13 protein-coding genes are annotated in these 14,798 nt (G+C 33.0%); 11 read left to right on the top strand and 2 right to left on the bottom strand.

Going from position 1 to position 14,798, the window contains the following annotated elements; translation table 11 throughout:
- Positions 1–35: 35 nt before the first annotated feature.
- The 6 genes from OPF91_RS14825 (at position 36) to OPF91_RS14800 (ending at position 6,825) form a co-directional block, all read left to right on the top strand.
- Positions 36–458 carry a ParB N-terminal domain-containing protein gene (locus OPF91_RS14825; RefSeq protein ID WP_264989676.1) on the top strand — a complete coding sequence of 141 codons (423 nt, stop codon included), beginning with the start codon at positions 36–38 and terminating at the stop codon, positions 456–458.
- A 651-nt stretch (positions 459–1,109) separates the two neighbouring features.
- The gene (locus tag OPF91_RS14820) at positions 1,110–2,615 is read left to right on the top strand and encodes a PIN domain-containing protein (RefSeq protein WP_264989675.1); all 1,506 of its coding nucleotides are present in this window, start codon (positions 1,110–1,112) and stop codon (positions 2,613–2,615) included.
- Positions 2,616–2,820: 205 nt separating this feature from the next.
- Positions 2,821–3,798, top strand: coding sequence for a hypothetical protein (locus OPF91_RS14815; RefSeq protein ID WP_264989674.1), 978 nt, complete (start codon positions 2,821–2,823; stop codon positions 3,796–3,798).
- Between the two features lie 1,713 nt (positions 3,799–5,511).
- Positions 5,512–5,802, top strand: coding sequence for a hypothetical protein (locus OPF91_RS14810; RefSeq protein WP_264989673.1), 291 nt, complete (start codon positions 5,512–5,514; stop codon positions 5,800–5,802).
- 3 nt (positions 5,803–5,805) lie between these two features.
- Positions 5,806–6,513, top strand: coding sequence for a GNAT family N-acetyltransferase (locus OPF91_RS14805; protein ID WP_264989672.1), 708 nt, complete (start codon positions 5,806–5,808; stop codon positions 6,511–6,513).
- A 174-nt stretch (positions 6,514–6,687) separates the two neighbouring features.
- Positions 6,688–6,825 (top strand): hypothetical protein, encoded by a 138-nt coding sequence (locus tag OPF91_RS14800; RefSeq protein WP_264989670.1) that lies wholly within the window; start codon positions 6,688–6,690, stop codon positions 6,823–6,825.
- A 143-nt stretch (positions 6,826–6,968) separates the two neighbouring features.
- Here the strand turns inward: OPF91_RS14800 and OPF91_RS14795 are convergent, their stop codons facing one another.
- A complete protein-coding gene (locus OPF91_RS14795; RefSeq protein WP_264989669.1) occupies positions 6,969–7,352 on the bottom strand; it encodes a helix-turn-helix domain-containing protein in 384 nt (127 codons plus the stop codon).
- Positions 7,353–7,572: 220 nt separating this feature from the next.
- Here OPF91_RS14795 and OPF91_RS14790 point away from each other — a divergent pair, with 220 nt between their 5' ends.
- Entirely contained in the window at positions 7,573–8,331 is a 759-nt protein-coding gene (locus tag OPF91_RS14790; RefSeq protein WP_264989668.1) for a GNAT family N-acetyltransferase, read from the top strand.
- A 187-nt stretch (positions 8,332–8,518) separates the two neighbouring features.
- Positions 8,519–11,263, top strand: coding sequence for an EAL domain-containing protein (locus OPF91_RS14785; RefSeq protein ID WP_264989667.1), 2,745 nt, complete (start codon positions 8,519–8,521; stop codon positions 11,261–11,263).
- Between the two features lie 87 nt (positions 11,264–11,350).
- On the opposite strand, the gene OPF91_RS14780 is transcribed toward OPF91_RS14785, so the two are convergent.
- Complete coding sequence (locus OPF91_RS14780) at positions 11,351–11,941, bottom strand: TetR/AcrR family transcriptional regulator (RefSeq protein ID WP_264989666.1); 591 nt, start codon at positions 11,939–11,941, stop codon at positions 11,351–11,353.
- Between the two features lie 111 nt (positions 11,942–12,052).
- Here OPF91_RS14780 and kynU point away from each other — a divergent pair, with 111 nt between their 5' ends.
- The 3 genes from kynU to kynA are packed head-to-tail and all read left to right on the top strand — an operon-like array spanning position 12,053 to position 14,788.
- On the top strand, positions 12,053–13,324 hold the full coding sequence (gene kynU / locus OPF91_RS14775) for a kynureninase (RefSeq protein WP_373877062.1): 1,272 nt from the start codon (positions 12,053–12,055) through the stop codon (positions 13,322–13,324).
- Complete coding sequence (gene kynB, locus OPF91_RS14770) at positions 13,324–13,944, top strand: arylformamidase (RefSeq protein ID WP_264989663.1); 621 nt, start codon at positions 13,324–13,326, stop codon at positions 13,942–13,944. Before kynU ends, kynB begins: the two co-directional genes overlap by 1 nt.
- 1 nt (position 13,945) lies before the next feature.
- Positions 13,946–14,788, top strand: a complete 843-nt coding sequence (gene kynA / locus OPF91_RS14765) for a tryptophan 2,3-dioxygenase (RefSeq protein ID WP_264989662.1) — start codon at positions 13,946–13,948, stop codon at positions 14,786–14,788.
- Positions 14,789–14,798 lie beyond the last annotated feature (10 nt).

Raw genomic sequence — 14,798 nt, 5'->3', positions numbered from 1 at the left:
GAACGGATGTTTTTTGTTTTTAGGGAGGGGCAAACATGAATTTAGATGAAAAACTTAAGATTTTCGAAATTGATCCATTGTTAAAAAGTAAAATAGCATCAATGGCATACAAAGCTATATATCTTACTGATGATGAATTTGATGAGTCTAAAAATGAGTTGAAAACGATGAATTTAAATGATTTAGAGGGAATTTGTCGACCTGATGCTGATAGAGCTGGAAATTGGTTAGAAGCATTAGACATATTAGTGTATAAAGGCATTAATTTTGATAGATATAAAGGAAGAGAGCAGTTCAAAAAATTTCTGTTGGATCCGGAACAATGGGGACAATGGTATCCAGTGGTAACTTATATCGATGATAAATACTACATTGAAGGTGAGGGTAAGCATCGTCTAACGATTGCAAAATGTTTAGGCATTAAAGAAGCTCTAGTTATAGTCAAATATCCTAAATAAAGAAAAGTAGTGTATATTATTTCTAAGTCCCAAATGACTTGAAATAAAGCAAAGATTTCTCGGTATATCAAGGAAGGTTGGGGGCAAGATGAACTTGCTCTTTATCTTTGTTTGTCAACCATCCCAAATGTACTATTTAGTGTGAGTGTACATCGCTTTTTAGGATGGAAAGCTTCACGTGAGCATCCTTTAATACTAGGAAAACTGATATAGGCAGGATATTACATAAGTACTTAGATGAAACTAATAGTGTCGCTAAAATCAATCTTGCAAACTATAAAAGTGAAAGTTCTTTAACTAGTTTATTTGGTAGCCCCATATTATATTGGCAGCAAAGAAGAAGGAGAATTTGATGATGCAATAGGTAATGTGCATAATTTGAACGGATATATTGTTGTATTCACTTCAAACATTAAAAGAATTGAATTTTTAGAGAACGTTCCGCAGGAGCTGAGTTCTAGACTTAATTTAGTATTTGATTATGCATATTTAGATAATATTATAAAAAATAGAGTTTTTAGGATAATTATAGTTAAACCAAAATGAATTAATATTAAAGGTTAATGTCCAAAAAGTAGAAAAATTAAGGATACCTAGATAAAAGGCGAGGAATGTATTTTATGAATTAGAGAAAGGGTGCAAACAACATAAATGAAATATCTAGCATTAGACACTAATATATATTTAGATATGGTTGTATCAAGAAATGAAAGTCATAAGCCTGAGACATATGGGCAAATGAAAAAGCTTTTAGATTATGGTGAGATTAAATTAGTTATTCCATCAATAGTAATTAGGGAAGTAAATAGACATATTAATAAAGAAATAGAGAAAATCGATTCGCATTTGAAGTTAATAAAAAAGAATGTAGAATCTTTATATTGGATAAATAATGTAGATGAGATGAAAATATTTAAAGAAAAAATACCTAATGCAATAAGTGTTATAAAGGAAGTCAAAGGACTTTTTGAAAGTAACAAAGAAAGATACATTATTGATGCTATAAATTTATTTAATGATTTATTTTCTCATGAACATGTCATTCATTTAGAGGAAACTTCAGAAATTCTTTTTAAAGCACAGCTTCGCCAATTATATAAAAAGAGACCTTTCCACTATAGTCAACAAGATAAAGATTCATTAGCAGATGCAGTGATTGTAGAATCTTTAATTGAATATACAAAAAATGAGCTGAATAGTAATGACCATATGTATTTTATAACTAGAAATACAGTAGATTTCTCAGCAGATAATGAAAAAGATAAGCTACATCCAGATATACAAGAAAGTATCTTATCATTAAATCTTGAAAATCAATTTCATTATAGAAATCATTTTAATAAAACACTAATAGAAGATTTTAAATTGGAGACTGAACATGCAGGATTTTTAGAAGATTTAAAAGAAGAGATGCAAAAAGAACATCTAAGAGAATTAATAGAAATGGATATAGAGCATCATAGAGAACTGGGGGGATTGACTTCACTTTCAGCGAATTGGGAAGAAATTATAAGAGAATATGATGACGTGGGGAATTTTATTAGAGAATTACTAGATTACCAAGAAGAATTAACTAATCAATTTGATATTTTATCTGATGAATATTTCGATTTAATAGATAAAATACAACAATTAGATTTGGTCAATATCCAACAGTCGATAAGAAATTTCAATAGTAATGATGATGAACATATAACAATAACTAGCAATTTAACTGATATGCAATATGAAATTATCGAAATAATAAATGAAAGAATAAGCATTGATATAGAAAATCATGAAGCTAATGAAATGTGGAAGTGTGAAGATCATTTTTCTTTAAATAAAACATTGCTAGAGTTTAAAAATTTTAGCAGTGGAGTTTTAACTATTACAATAACTGGTGAATTTAATCCGGAAAATGAAGGAACAGATTTAATTGATGTTTTAGTAAATAATACTATACTAAATAAGAATTTAAAAGGATATATAGAAGTGTATTATGGCTATTTGAATTTCGATGAAGATAATCACCCAACAGATGGTATTCTGGATGACGTGAATTTTTATTTAGAAGAAGTTATAGAAGCAGTTCAAGATGTTTCACAACATTTAATAAATGAGATTCAACAAGATAACGAAATTATCAGAGATATTAATAATAAATTAGGGTTTTAGAATATAATTGATTCGAAGAGTGAAGTAACCTTAAATATTGGATGAATTATATATACCTGAAGGAAGGTCTTTAAGTGACGGTAATATAAAAAAAAGAAAAAGTAAAGGGCATTATTTTTATGGTTACAGAAGATAATAAGTAACTTGGGATTACTTCTTCATCACCGTAATAAATTTACAAATTTAATTAGGAGTGAATTCATTTATGACGAGTAGTACTGTATCATTCAGCCAAAAACGACATGACTATATAAAGGACTGGCCCAATATTCAACCATTTCAAGCGGAAAATGAGTATAAGAATAGAATTGACAATTTTAAAAAAAGTGGTAAAGAATTATTCCTACCACATCCAATAAGTTATTCATCGGAAAATTATCATAATATTGCTGTTTCTTTTATTATAGATTCATTAGATGTAATGCATAAGCATCCGAATTTTGCATTTGATTTTATTTTTCGTGCATTTGATCAATATGCAGGTAATTTGTTTAATGAAACTACTTTAAAGGGAAAACTTGAAAAAAGTATTGATGAGTGGACCGAAATAATCAATCAAAATGATAATTCTAAAGGGTTAATCGAAAAACTATTGAAAAATATTCCTCAAATTACTTGCCAATACCTATATTCTCGTATTTTTAAAGAATACGATGGTTCGAAGCCTGCTGAGGAGAACGAAGGACTGTTATTGAAGAGGTTATTAAAAGTAGAGAAGGAAAATGGGAAGTTAATTGTAAATGATGAGAAAATGAAGCGGATAGTAGAGCTTTCATTTAGGAAATTTGGATTCAATGAAATGGATTATGCCAATTCTATTAGAAAAGGAAGCAGATTTTTTTTCGTGTATTTCAATAGCGATTCTGTGAATTTATCTATCTCTAGTGATAGTAATGAAGACATTCCGATTAAACTTGAAGATAAATTACATTTGTTAGTGAATGGGATATTGTTCACTATGAGAAATGATCGAGCTCATGGGGCTAGTTCATCATCATTTAAGAGCAGTAAGGCATCACTTAGAACATATGCACATAACCACTTTTGTTTTATCTCTATTTACTTCTTGTTACACTTACTTATGATTGACACAACAAGTAGTGAAATGGATACTCTAATTGAAGTAATGAATCGAAATGTAGATAGCTACGCGGAATTTTATAAAGAGATTTTAGGTGTCTAATAATAACGTAGAAGCAATAAATTTTTTACAAACAACATATCTATTCGGACTTGGCTTTAAATGCAACTCTTCAGTCCATAAAGAAATGGTTATTTTACAATAAGATATTGACAACCTATTAGCTGGTTTAGTACAAAAAGGGTTTTAAAAATAATCAACTTTTAAAAAAAGAATCTAATCTGCCACATTAAATAAGAGCATGTTTTGATCAATCTTTTCAAAACATGCTCTAATATAAGTCATTAGATAAACAGCTTAGTCTATTTAAGTAAAGATGTTTAATAAAATATTGATTCAGGCGGCTTTTTACTTTTTTGTTATTCAACTAAAGGGGCAGGTAAGCGAAAGAAGCAATAATGATAAAGGGATAGAACCTGCTTTAGGTACTATCCCTTTTGTTATTTCTTTTTTACCCAGCAGCCAAGAAGGGACCATTAATTGTAATAGTTGATAAGATACTAGCCATTTCTTGAGGGGATTATCAAAGCAATTGGTATTTGCTCTAATGATGACCCGTATTCACGAATATGGAATACGTCCAAGCTTCATGATTAAGTCCTATCTGCTATCCAATTATTACACCATTTACAATAGGCAGCCTTCCCTGTTGTTTCGTTTTTGCAATAAGGACACTTAACAAGGCATAGCTCTCTTGTTGCTTTATATGTTCTACTTGCACAAATAGAACAATAAACTGTATCTTCTTCATCATGTAAAAAGTCCGTTCTTTCACATGAAGCACATTTTAACATACAAATCTCCTCCACCATAAAATGCTAGAAAGCCATTAATTCTTTCACTTCGTTATATAGCTTCTGAATTGCTCTCATCAAAAGAAATTTACATTTTTTTAAAATTGTGATAAATTTTTTGTGGTAAATTGCAGTGATTGATAATGAAGGAGGTAAGAGAGAATCTATAGAGTTCTTTTTATGTACCATCAATTAGGACAAGTAAAATTTAATAAAAAATAAATTATCGAATTATCAATAGTTGTGTTATTTAAATTTTTCATAATTGCTTATACTGTTGGGATTATTGGTTTTATAAGCGTTTTATTTACAGACCGAACTCAAAATTGTATCTTTTTAAATGTGACACCTTTACCTTATTAATAAGGATAGGTAATATATTTAACAATTTGAAATTTTCCCACTTGAATCATTGCACTATTGCAATTTAAATAAATCGAATTACTTTTGAAATACATTTTTATAAAACGTAGTCAAAAAAATCAATCGCCCCCGCAAGCATTGATATATCAGTACTTTGAGACGGCAGGTTCAACTCCCGCCGTCTCCATATCATGAGATTTACTAAATTTCACTGAGTGTCATAAATGTTGTTTAATCAACGTTTATGGCACTTTTTTATTGCCTTTAAGTTGTGCTGAATTGAATCCTTATTGAAAACTTTATTAACCTTTTTTAGAAATTAATTTAATTTATTGTTTAAAAAGGATTTAAATCTATTAATAATACCTTCCTTCATTTTTCGTGTAAAGTGTTTGAGAATGTAAGATAAGTGTCTGAACAATTATAGAATTTTTAAAAAGAATGTTATAAACTTGTTTAGGTTTTATTGTAGTTAAATCAATTTGTTCTATTCTTTTTTTAAGTAATCCCAAACCCAAAGTATGATTTTAACTTAACACTTTACAGGAACTTATGTTCGTGTTATTTTGGAGTTATTAATAGCTAGGGGGACTTAAAAGTGGAAATTACAGAAGAGCTTAAACGATATTATTTACCATACTTTAAAAAAATAGAAGACTTAAAGAAAGCATTATTGTTTGAAGCTTCAGCATTGAATCAAAAGAAAAATTTTGCCTTTATAAAATGTGCTACTGATAAATATTCAGAAGCCTCTACCCAATATACAAAAGAGGCAACTGGTATTATCTCTACAAATATGTATGAAATTCATTTTGCTGTTTTACCAACGGGAGATTTAGTCTATTATACAGTTAATAAAAAGACGAAGAAAAAAGGAAATTATCATTGAGTAATGCAACTTGAATCTATCTATAACCATCTAATAAAGCTAGGTGTTATTAATGAAAGCACAGGTTTTTTTGAAATTCTTAGTAATATAATTTTTGGCGAAACTGTGTTAGAACCAACTTTTTTTCAACAACTATCGAATAAAGATTTAGTTCCGACTGAAGGTGAATGGAGCTCTATTTCAATAAACTCTTCTATGATTGCCGATTTAGAATTTCCTGTACTAAATGGAAGTTCTGCGATAATTCTTCATACAGAGGAAGACGAGAAGAATGTAGGAAATATTCATTTTAGGGTTTATAATTCTAATCAATTGAATAAAAGTGAATTATGGGACGCAGCAGATGCTATATCAGGTGATGAAGAATGGTTAATGTCTGCTTTTCTTGAAGTGTTTGAAGAAGAGGTTGAAGGCTGGTCTCCTAAATTTCTTATGCTAAATCGAATTTTAGTGCAATCTGCTTATCGGAGTAAAGGTTATGGAAAATTGGCGATAAAGGAATTAGTTAAGCTATGTGAAATTTTAGACATTGATTACATTGTCCTAAAGCCATCACCAATTGAAGAAGTTGATTTTAGTGATGAACATAAAAAGAAACGTAAAAAAGATATTAAGCGATTAGTTTCTTTTTATGATCAACTTGGATTTAATTCCTATTATTTAGACAATCAGGAGCCATTTATGGTTTTAGGTATAAATGATGCCATTTAACTTATTAAGGTGATGTGAAATTGTGTGATTGTTTGTATGATAACGGATCATCTTATATAAAATGCCTCTTATATCAGATGAACTAAATAGTTACCATATGTGATAGCATAGTTAAAAACTAGGCAATTTTGTTTACATGTATCGTTACTATTATGAAGCGATAGAGGAACTAAGATGGCAAATGAAACAGAACATATACTACAAAACATCGCTAAGGATATGACCGATATGAAAGCGGATATGGAGAAAATGAAGCAAGAAATGGTTAGCATAAAAATTGAAATGGCTGAAATGAATCAATATATTACGTAACGTCAGCAATCTTTCTGTACGAAAGCAAAGCGTCAGCAAAACTTGCGTAAGCAATCAACAAAATTGTATAGATAAATTGCAGAAAGGTCACCTTCTACGAGGGACCTAATCTTTTTTCAACAACAAGAAATAGTCAAGAGCATTCATCGCTCTTGACTATTTTTGATGTGTTTATTTTTTGTATCGATTGTCTGTATGAAAAGCTTTGTTGATTCGACAATGTAATTAATTTCTTCTAGGCTACGATCCTTCAACAGTAAATATTGAATTTCTAATAAATATTTTTTCTCCTTGATATCACTTGTTTTAATTTGCTCATTAAAATTGAACAGGTCGGCATAATGAATTTCTAGCGCATTTAATATAGATACCAATGTATTAATCGTGATATTGATTTTTCCTGTTTCAATATTTGAAATACGGGACCGATTAATATTGGCCATTTCTGCTAGCTCCTCCTGTGACAATCCACGTGCCTCACGTACTGTTCTAATTTTTTCTCCTAAAAGCAATAATAGCTCATCCATGCTTCAACACCTCTTTCTTAAAAGGCTAGAGAAAAACCGATGGAAAATATGTATCAATATAATGTGTTTTTCAGTGAAATGTTATGTATATAGATACAAATTTTGTGTAAGGTACATCGCATAGGGACGATAAAAATTTGGAGGCCATTTATTTTTGTGCATCTGCAGTAAAAATATAGTAATGTATGTTTTATATGAGTAGATGAAAAGGGGAAGAAATATGGTTACATTTCAACAAATTTATCGTTTTAGTACAGTTGTAGCAGAAACAGAGGATTACCAGCACCATCATCAAGAGGAAATGCGAAGTCGTTATGATAGTAATTTTATCGAATGGCTGAAGATACCTACATTACAACGCTTGAAAGAGATAGAAATGTATCAAAAATCCTACCATTTAGAGCGTGGGCAGGAGCATCTAAAGTGGATATTTCCAGCAGATGAGGAATTACCAGTAGCACTAAAAGAGTATTTACAGGAGCAAGGCTATTTAATGACATGGCGAGAATTGTATGCAATTGACCCGATGCTATTTCAAGGAAATATACAGGGGAATGCCAAAATCCAATTTGTAGATACACAAACATTTCCACACTATGCAGCATTACAGTATGAGGGAGATTTATGCTATGGTGAGGAATTCGCTCAACAGAAGCAATGGCTATTACAGCAAAATCAACAAAATCCATCTATCCATCAAGTAATAGCGGTACTTGCCAATCGTATTGTAGGTTCTTTGGATTTAATTGAAGCGGCCACAACGATTGAAATTGATAATTTTTTTGTGCTGGAGGAATATCAGCGAAAAGGCATTGGCTCAGCTATGCAACGCTTTGTAGCAAACCAATTTGCTAATAAAACAATAATTTTAATTGCTGAAGGCGAAGATACAGCGAAGGATATGTATCGTAAACAAGGTTATGTTTATCATGGGAAACGCTACGAGGCTACTAAAATGCCAGCGAATATAAAAGAATAATAGCTGTCTAAAAAAATGTCTTTAAAAGTACATTTTATTAGTATTGATAAACGCTTTTAGCAATAGTACGATTAGCATAGATGAAGTAGCGTCTCTCTTACATTGAAGATGCTATCATTTGGGTGTATTGATGCACGATTAATGACATCAATGTGTCTGTGAACGGCTGAACGTAGGAGGTAGCGAGATGTATACAATTTTACTTTTTACTTGTCTGATAATAGCGTTTATACTTTTATTTTTATTATATAGAGTACGACATGCAAAAATTGCGAAATTATTAATGATTTGCGTTGTGATTGCTTCGTTTTGGTTTTTAGCGGAAGCTGCTTCATTATATATAAAGTCAGATACATTGGCAATTATATTACACAAACTGAAATTTATTAGTGTCATTTTATTGCCACCTTGTTATGTCATTTGGGCAACTAATTATACTAATCAAAAGCAATGGCACTTGAAGGAGTTACTTGCTTTATTTTTCATTCCTGCTCTATCTATGCTTTCATTGTTTACGAATTTCCCATATGCTTTCTTTGGGGAAATTAAAAGAGTGCATGTTGAAGGGGTACTCATGTTTCAAAAGAAATATGAGATTGGGTTTTATATACATACGGTTTTTTCATATATAAATATTGTTTACGTGTGTACAAAATTTATGTTTAAGGCGTTGTATTCTTCACGACTGTATCGTAAACAAAGTTCCTTTATTTTTATTGGGACAGCGGTAACATTTTTAATTAATTTTATCAGTATCGTCTTTTTTACAAATATTTTGCCAATCGATTATACAGCGATTAGCATACTATTGACGCTCATCATCGCTTATTGGGGGATATTCCGACTTCCTCGCCATACGATGATTTCTGTGGCTCGAGAATTGCTAGTAGAAAATTTGAAGGTTATTTCCTTTATTGTGGATGTTTCGAATAAAATTATTGATGTGAATCCAGCTGCAAGAGAATTTATCGGCAAATTCAGTAACGGGCAATTTTCAGCAAAGAAAAACATTAATTATATTGGCATTCAATTAGAGGAAGTGTTGACATTCTTACCAGCTCAATATCAATTAGAGATCAGTGAGCCTGACCAGTTAATTGTTTTAACAAAAGATGAGCAATCTTTTTATTTTACAGAATATAAAAAAGTGATTTTGGATAAAGATGGAGCTGCTATTGGTTCCATCTATATGCTACATGACGTGACAGAAATGCAGGAATATGTGCATCGTCTGGAGCTATTGAATGAAGAATTATTGATTTCTGATCGCATTATTAGTACAGCGGGAGAAAGTATTTTAATTACCGATGTAGATGGTACTATTTTGCGTATTAATGAGGCATTTGAAAAGATGACAGGGTATAGTAAGCACGAGTTAATCGGGAATACACCTAGAATGCTGAAATCAGGTATACATGACAAAGCATTTTACGAGGATATGTGGAAATCCATTAAAGAGCATGGTTATTGGGAAGGTGAAATTTGGGATAAGCGTAAAGATGGGAAGATTTATCCAAAGTGGATGTCTATCACACCACTTAAAGGGAAAAAAGGAATAGTGGAAAACTACATTTCCATTTCAACAGATATTAGTGATATGAAAAAAACAGAGCAACAACTTTATAAATTGGCCTATTATGATACGTTAACGAAAATCCCGAATCGTTCCATGTTCTATAAAAAACTAGAGCAAGCCATTGTTACAAGTAATCACAGCGATCAAATGGTCGTTATTTTGTGTATGGATTTAGATGGCTTTAAGATGATTAATGATTCATTGGGACATAATGTTGGTGATAAGCTCTTAAAAGAGGTAGCAAGTCGAATTAGTGCCTGTGTAAAAAGCTCAGATACTGTATTTAGAATAGGCGGAGACGAGTTTACAGTTATTTTGGAAGCTGTCAAAGATTTAGAATTTGTAAAAATGATGGCTGAGGACATTATTTATGCTATTCAACAGCCTTATTTTGTGGAAGAAAAAGAAATTACATTAGGTATTAGTATTGGTATTGCTGTAGCACCACATGATGAAACAACTGTTGAAGGCTTAGTAAGAAAAGCGGATGCTGCTATGTATGATGCGAAGGAATCAGGAAAAGGCCGTTATTCTTTCTCATCAGAAGAGATTGAGCGGCGCAATCATGAAGTGCTCGATATGCATATCAAATTGAAGAAAGCCTTAGAAAAAAATGAATTTAAGCTCTATTTACAACCGCAAATATCTTACAAACAGGGGATACCAACTTTAGTCGGAGCGGAGGCATTGATTCGTTGGGAAACGTCTGAAGGGATTATGTTTACCCCTGATAAATTCATTCCTATTTCTGAAAACAATGGTATGATTATTCCGATTGGTGAATGGATTTTAGATGAAATTCTTCATATTCATCAGCAGCTAAAGGATAATAATATTTTAATTAAGCTGGCGATTAATATTTCGACGAAGCAGCTAGAGGTATGTAGCTTCTTTAGTAAAATTGAAGAAGTGATGACACTTGCAGCGGCACAAGAATTAATGCTGGAAATGGAAATTACGGAAAGCTTTTTACTAGATGATATACATGGAGCAAGAAAGACAATTCAGGAAATTCAGCGATATGGTATTAAAATTGCTTTAGACGATTTTGGTACAGGTTTTTCTTCGCTTAATTATTTGACACGATTACCAATTGATTATTTAAAAATCGATAAATCATTTATTGATGATATTGCGAGCGATGAGCAAAAAAGCATTGTACCATATATTATTTCAATGGCACAGGCACTTAATATTCAAACGATTGCAGAGGGTATTGAGACACAGGAGCAAATGCAAAAACTGGCTGACTATGGCTGCAGTGAAATGCAGGGCTATTATTGGGGAAAACCAATGCCATTAGAAACCTTTATCTCTTTTGCACAGCAATTTAAGGAAAGTGTAAAAAATAAGTAATCAAAATCAGCTAACCTCTATCACTAGAGGGTTAGCTGATTTTTTGTGAGCATTACAAACCTAAAAAATCTAAACGAAATGGATTCCTTAATAAAGTGCAGAAATATAAAATTGCGTGATTTGTTCAGCAATATGTGTGATCGATAATTGGTCATTATGCACAATGTTCCATAAAAATGTTTCATTAATGGCAAACCATGCTTGGGCGATGATTTCGGCATCTACATTCGCCTTGATAAATGCCTGTGTTTTAGAATAGGCGATATCTTGTGCAATATTAGCCACAAAATCTTGTACAATTTCAGCCCATTTTTGTCGAATTAAATCACTGTAGCGCATAGCTTCATGAATTAGCTGTAATGATTGTTTATATTCACGTGCGAGTGTTAAAAATTGTTCGACTTGGGTGCTAATAATGGCAATGGCCTCTTGCTCGGATTTTGGCTGGAAGGACATATGTGCGACTTCAAAAAAGGCAGACATTGTTTGCTCAATTAAAGTACTTAAAATTTCATCTTTATTTTTAAAATGACCATAGACAGTTCCATAGCCAATTTCTGCACGTTCAATAATTAATGTGATTGTTGTATCTTGAAAACCATATTCACTAAAAACCTCTTGTGCGATGCGTAAAATTTTATCACGTGTCGCCATTTTTTGTTGTATGCGTTTATTCATCGTACTCACCTTATTATTTTTTGTATTTCGCCGACATAATGTCGTTGACTACTGCTAGTATACGATGGTACTATCAATTTGAAAAGTCTGAACATTTAGAAAGGTGCTGTCATGATGACAAATAACTTAGCTTATGCGAAACAATTAGATGCAACATATGAAATTCCTTCAATGCGTGATGAATTTTGTGTTACAGAAGGGCGTATTTATTTTGATGGAAATTCGTTGGGGTTAATGTCAAAACGAGCAGAACAAACATTGCTAGATTTAAAGGATTCTTGGCAAAATTATGGCATTGATGGCTGGACACAAGGAGAAAATGCTTGGTATTTCCTAGCCGAAAAGATTGGTGCGCAAATGACAGAAATCGTTGGTGCAAAAAAAGAAGAGCTGATTGTGACAGGCTCTACAACAGTAAATTTACATCAGCTAGTAGCGACTTTTTATAAACCAGAGGGCAAGCGTACAAAAATTTTAGCGGATGCTTTAAATTTCCCATCAGATATTTATGCGTTGAAAGCACAGCTAGCATTAAAAGGGTATGATGAAACACATTTAGTCCAAGTTTCTTCAAAAGATGGGCAAACATTAGATGAGAACGATATTATTGCAGCGATGACAGAGGACATTGCTTTAATTGTTTTACCAGGTGTGCTTTATCGTAGCGGTCAAATACTTGATATGGCACGTTTAACAAAGGCAGCACATGAGCGTGGTATTGTCATTGGCTTTGATCTTTGTCACTCCGTGGGCTCTGTGCCACATGCGCTTCGCGAGTGGGGTGTGGATTTTGCCTTTTGGTGTACATATAAACATTTAAACGGTGGTCCAGGTAGTTCAGGTGCACTGTTTGTCCATGAAAAACATTTTGGGATGAAGCCTGGCTTAGCTGGCTGGTTTGGCTCAGATAAAGAAAAACAATTTACGATGAGTCATACATTTGAGCCTGCATTTGAAGCAGGAGCCTTTCAAATTGGTACGCCGAATGTGTTCAGTATGGCGCCGTTGTTAGGGGCATTGGAGTTGTTTAATCAAATGGGCATTGAGAAGGTGCGTCAGCGTTCGTTAGCATTGTCTGATTATATGTTGCAATGTGTCGAGGAAATGTTAGATGGTTACGGCTTCACGATATGTAACCCGATGGATCATCAACGTCGTGGTGGTCATATTTATTTGGAGCATGAAGATGCGGCACGTATTTGCAAGGCGTTAAAGGAACGTCATGTGATTCCTGATTTCCGTGCACCAAAAGGCGTTCGTTTGGCAGCGGTTGCTATGTACAATACATTTGAAGAAGTATACCAATGCTTTGCGATTTTACGAGAAATTATGGAAACAAAAGCATATGAGAAATTTTCAAATGAGAGAGAGATTGTTGCCTAATGGGATGGATTGATATTACACAGCCATTAAATCAGCATATTGCTACATGGGCAGGCGATACGAGCTTTCGTTATGAAACAGTAGCAACGAAGGCACAAACAGGTTCTGTGAATGTTGGTATGCTACAAATGAGCTTACATTCTGGCACACATATGGATGCACCTTTTCATTTTAATAGTGATGGCAAGACATTTGAGCAGCTGGATTTTACTCGTTGTATTGGTAAAGCTGTCGTGGTGGAATGCTTGAATGATGATTTGATTGAAGTGAGTCATATACAAGGGAGGTTAGCAGGTGCGAATGCTGTTTTATTTAAAACAAAGACAGTGGCAAATCCACATATTTTCCCTGCAGAAGTACCGACGTTAACGATTGAGACCGTTCATTATTTACGTGAACATGGCATTAATCTAATTGGTGTAGATGTGCCATCAGTTGATAAAGTACAGTCTAAATCATTGCCAATTCATCATGCATTAGAGGAGAACGATATTTATATTGTGGAAAATCTTTTGCTGGAGCATGTGCAGGAGGGACGTTATGACATGATTATCATGCCATTATTAATTGAAGGAGCAGATGGTAGCCCTGTCAGAGCTGTCATCAAAGAGGAGGAATAACATGACAAATGAATACAAGCCATTTGAGGGCGAAAAGAAAATTGTCACAGATTTTAAAGACCGAATGACATATACAGATTATTTACATCTAGATGATGTATTAGCTTGCCAGCAGCCATTGACAGAGGAGCATGATGAGATGTTATTTATCGTTGTGCACCATGTGAGTGAGCTGTGGATGAAGCAAATTTTACATGAGGTTAAATCAGCGACAATTGATATTAAAGAAGGGCGTTTACCTGAGTCATTTAAAAAATTAGCTCGTGTTTCACAAGTGCAAAATCAATTAAAAAATGTTTGGGATGTATTGGCGACTTTAACACCAGCGGATTATTTGAAATTTAGAGATTCACTTGGAAATTCGTCAGGCTTCCAATCCTATCAAAATCGTTTGCTAGAGTTCTATTTTGGTTATAAAACACCACATATTTTAAAAATTTATGCCCATAATGAGTCCATTTTAGCGAAGTTGGAGGAGGCATACCATACACCAAGTTTATATGATGAGGCTATTCGCACATTAGCGAAGCGCGGATTTGCTATTGATGAGAATGTATTGAATCGTGATATCACAGCAAAATATGAGTCAAATGATAGTGTGAAAGAGGCATGGAAGGCTGTTTACCGTGAGCCTGAGAAATACTTTGATTTATATGAGCTGGCAGAGGAGCTAGTAGATATTGAAGATTTATTCCAGCAATGGCGTTTCCGTCATATGAAAACGGTAGAGCGCATTATTGGCTTTAAAATGGGAACGGGTGGCTCTGGTGGTGTGAGTTATTTAAAGAAAGTGCTCGATCAGTACTTTTTCCCAGAGCTTTGGCAATTACGTACAGAACTATAAGTGGGAGGCG

Origin of the sequence: Lysinibacillus piscis (genome assembly GCF_026012395.1) — a bacterium.
GTDB lineage: Bacteria > Bacillota > Bacilli > Bacillales_A > Planococcaceae > Lysinibacillus > Lysinibacillus piscis.
The sequence above is the reverse complement of the archived record's forward strand: the minus strand, read 5'-3'. Positions and strand labels throughout refer to the sequence as shown.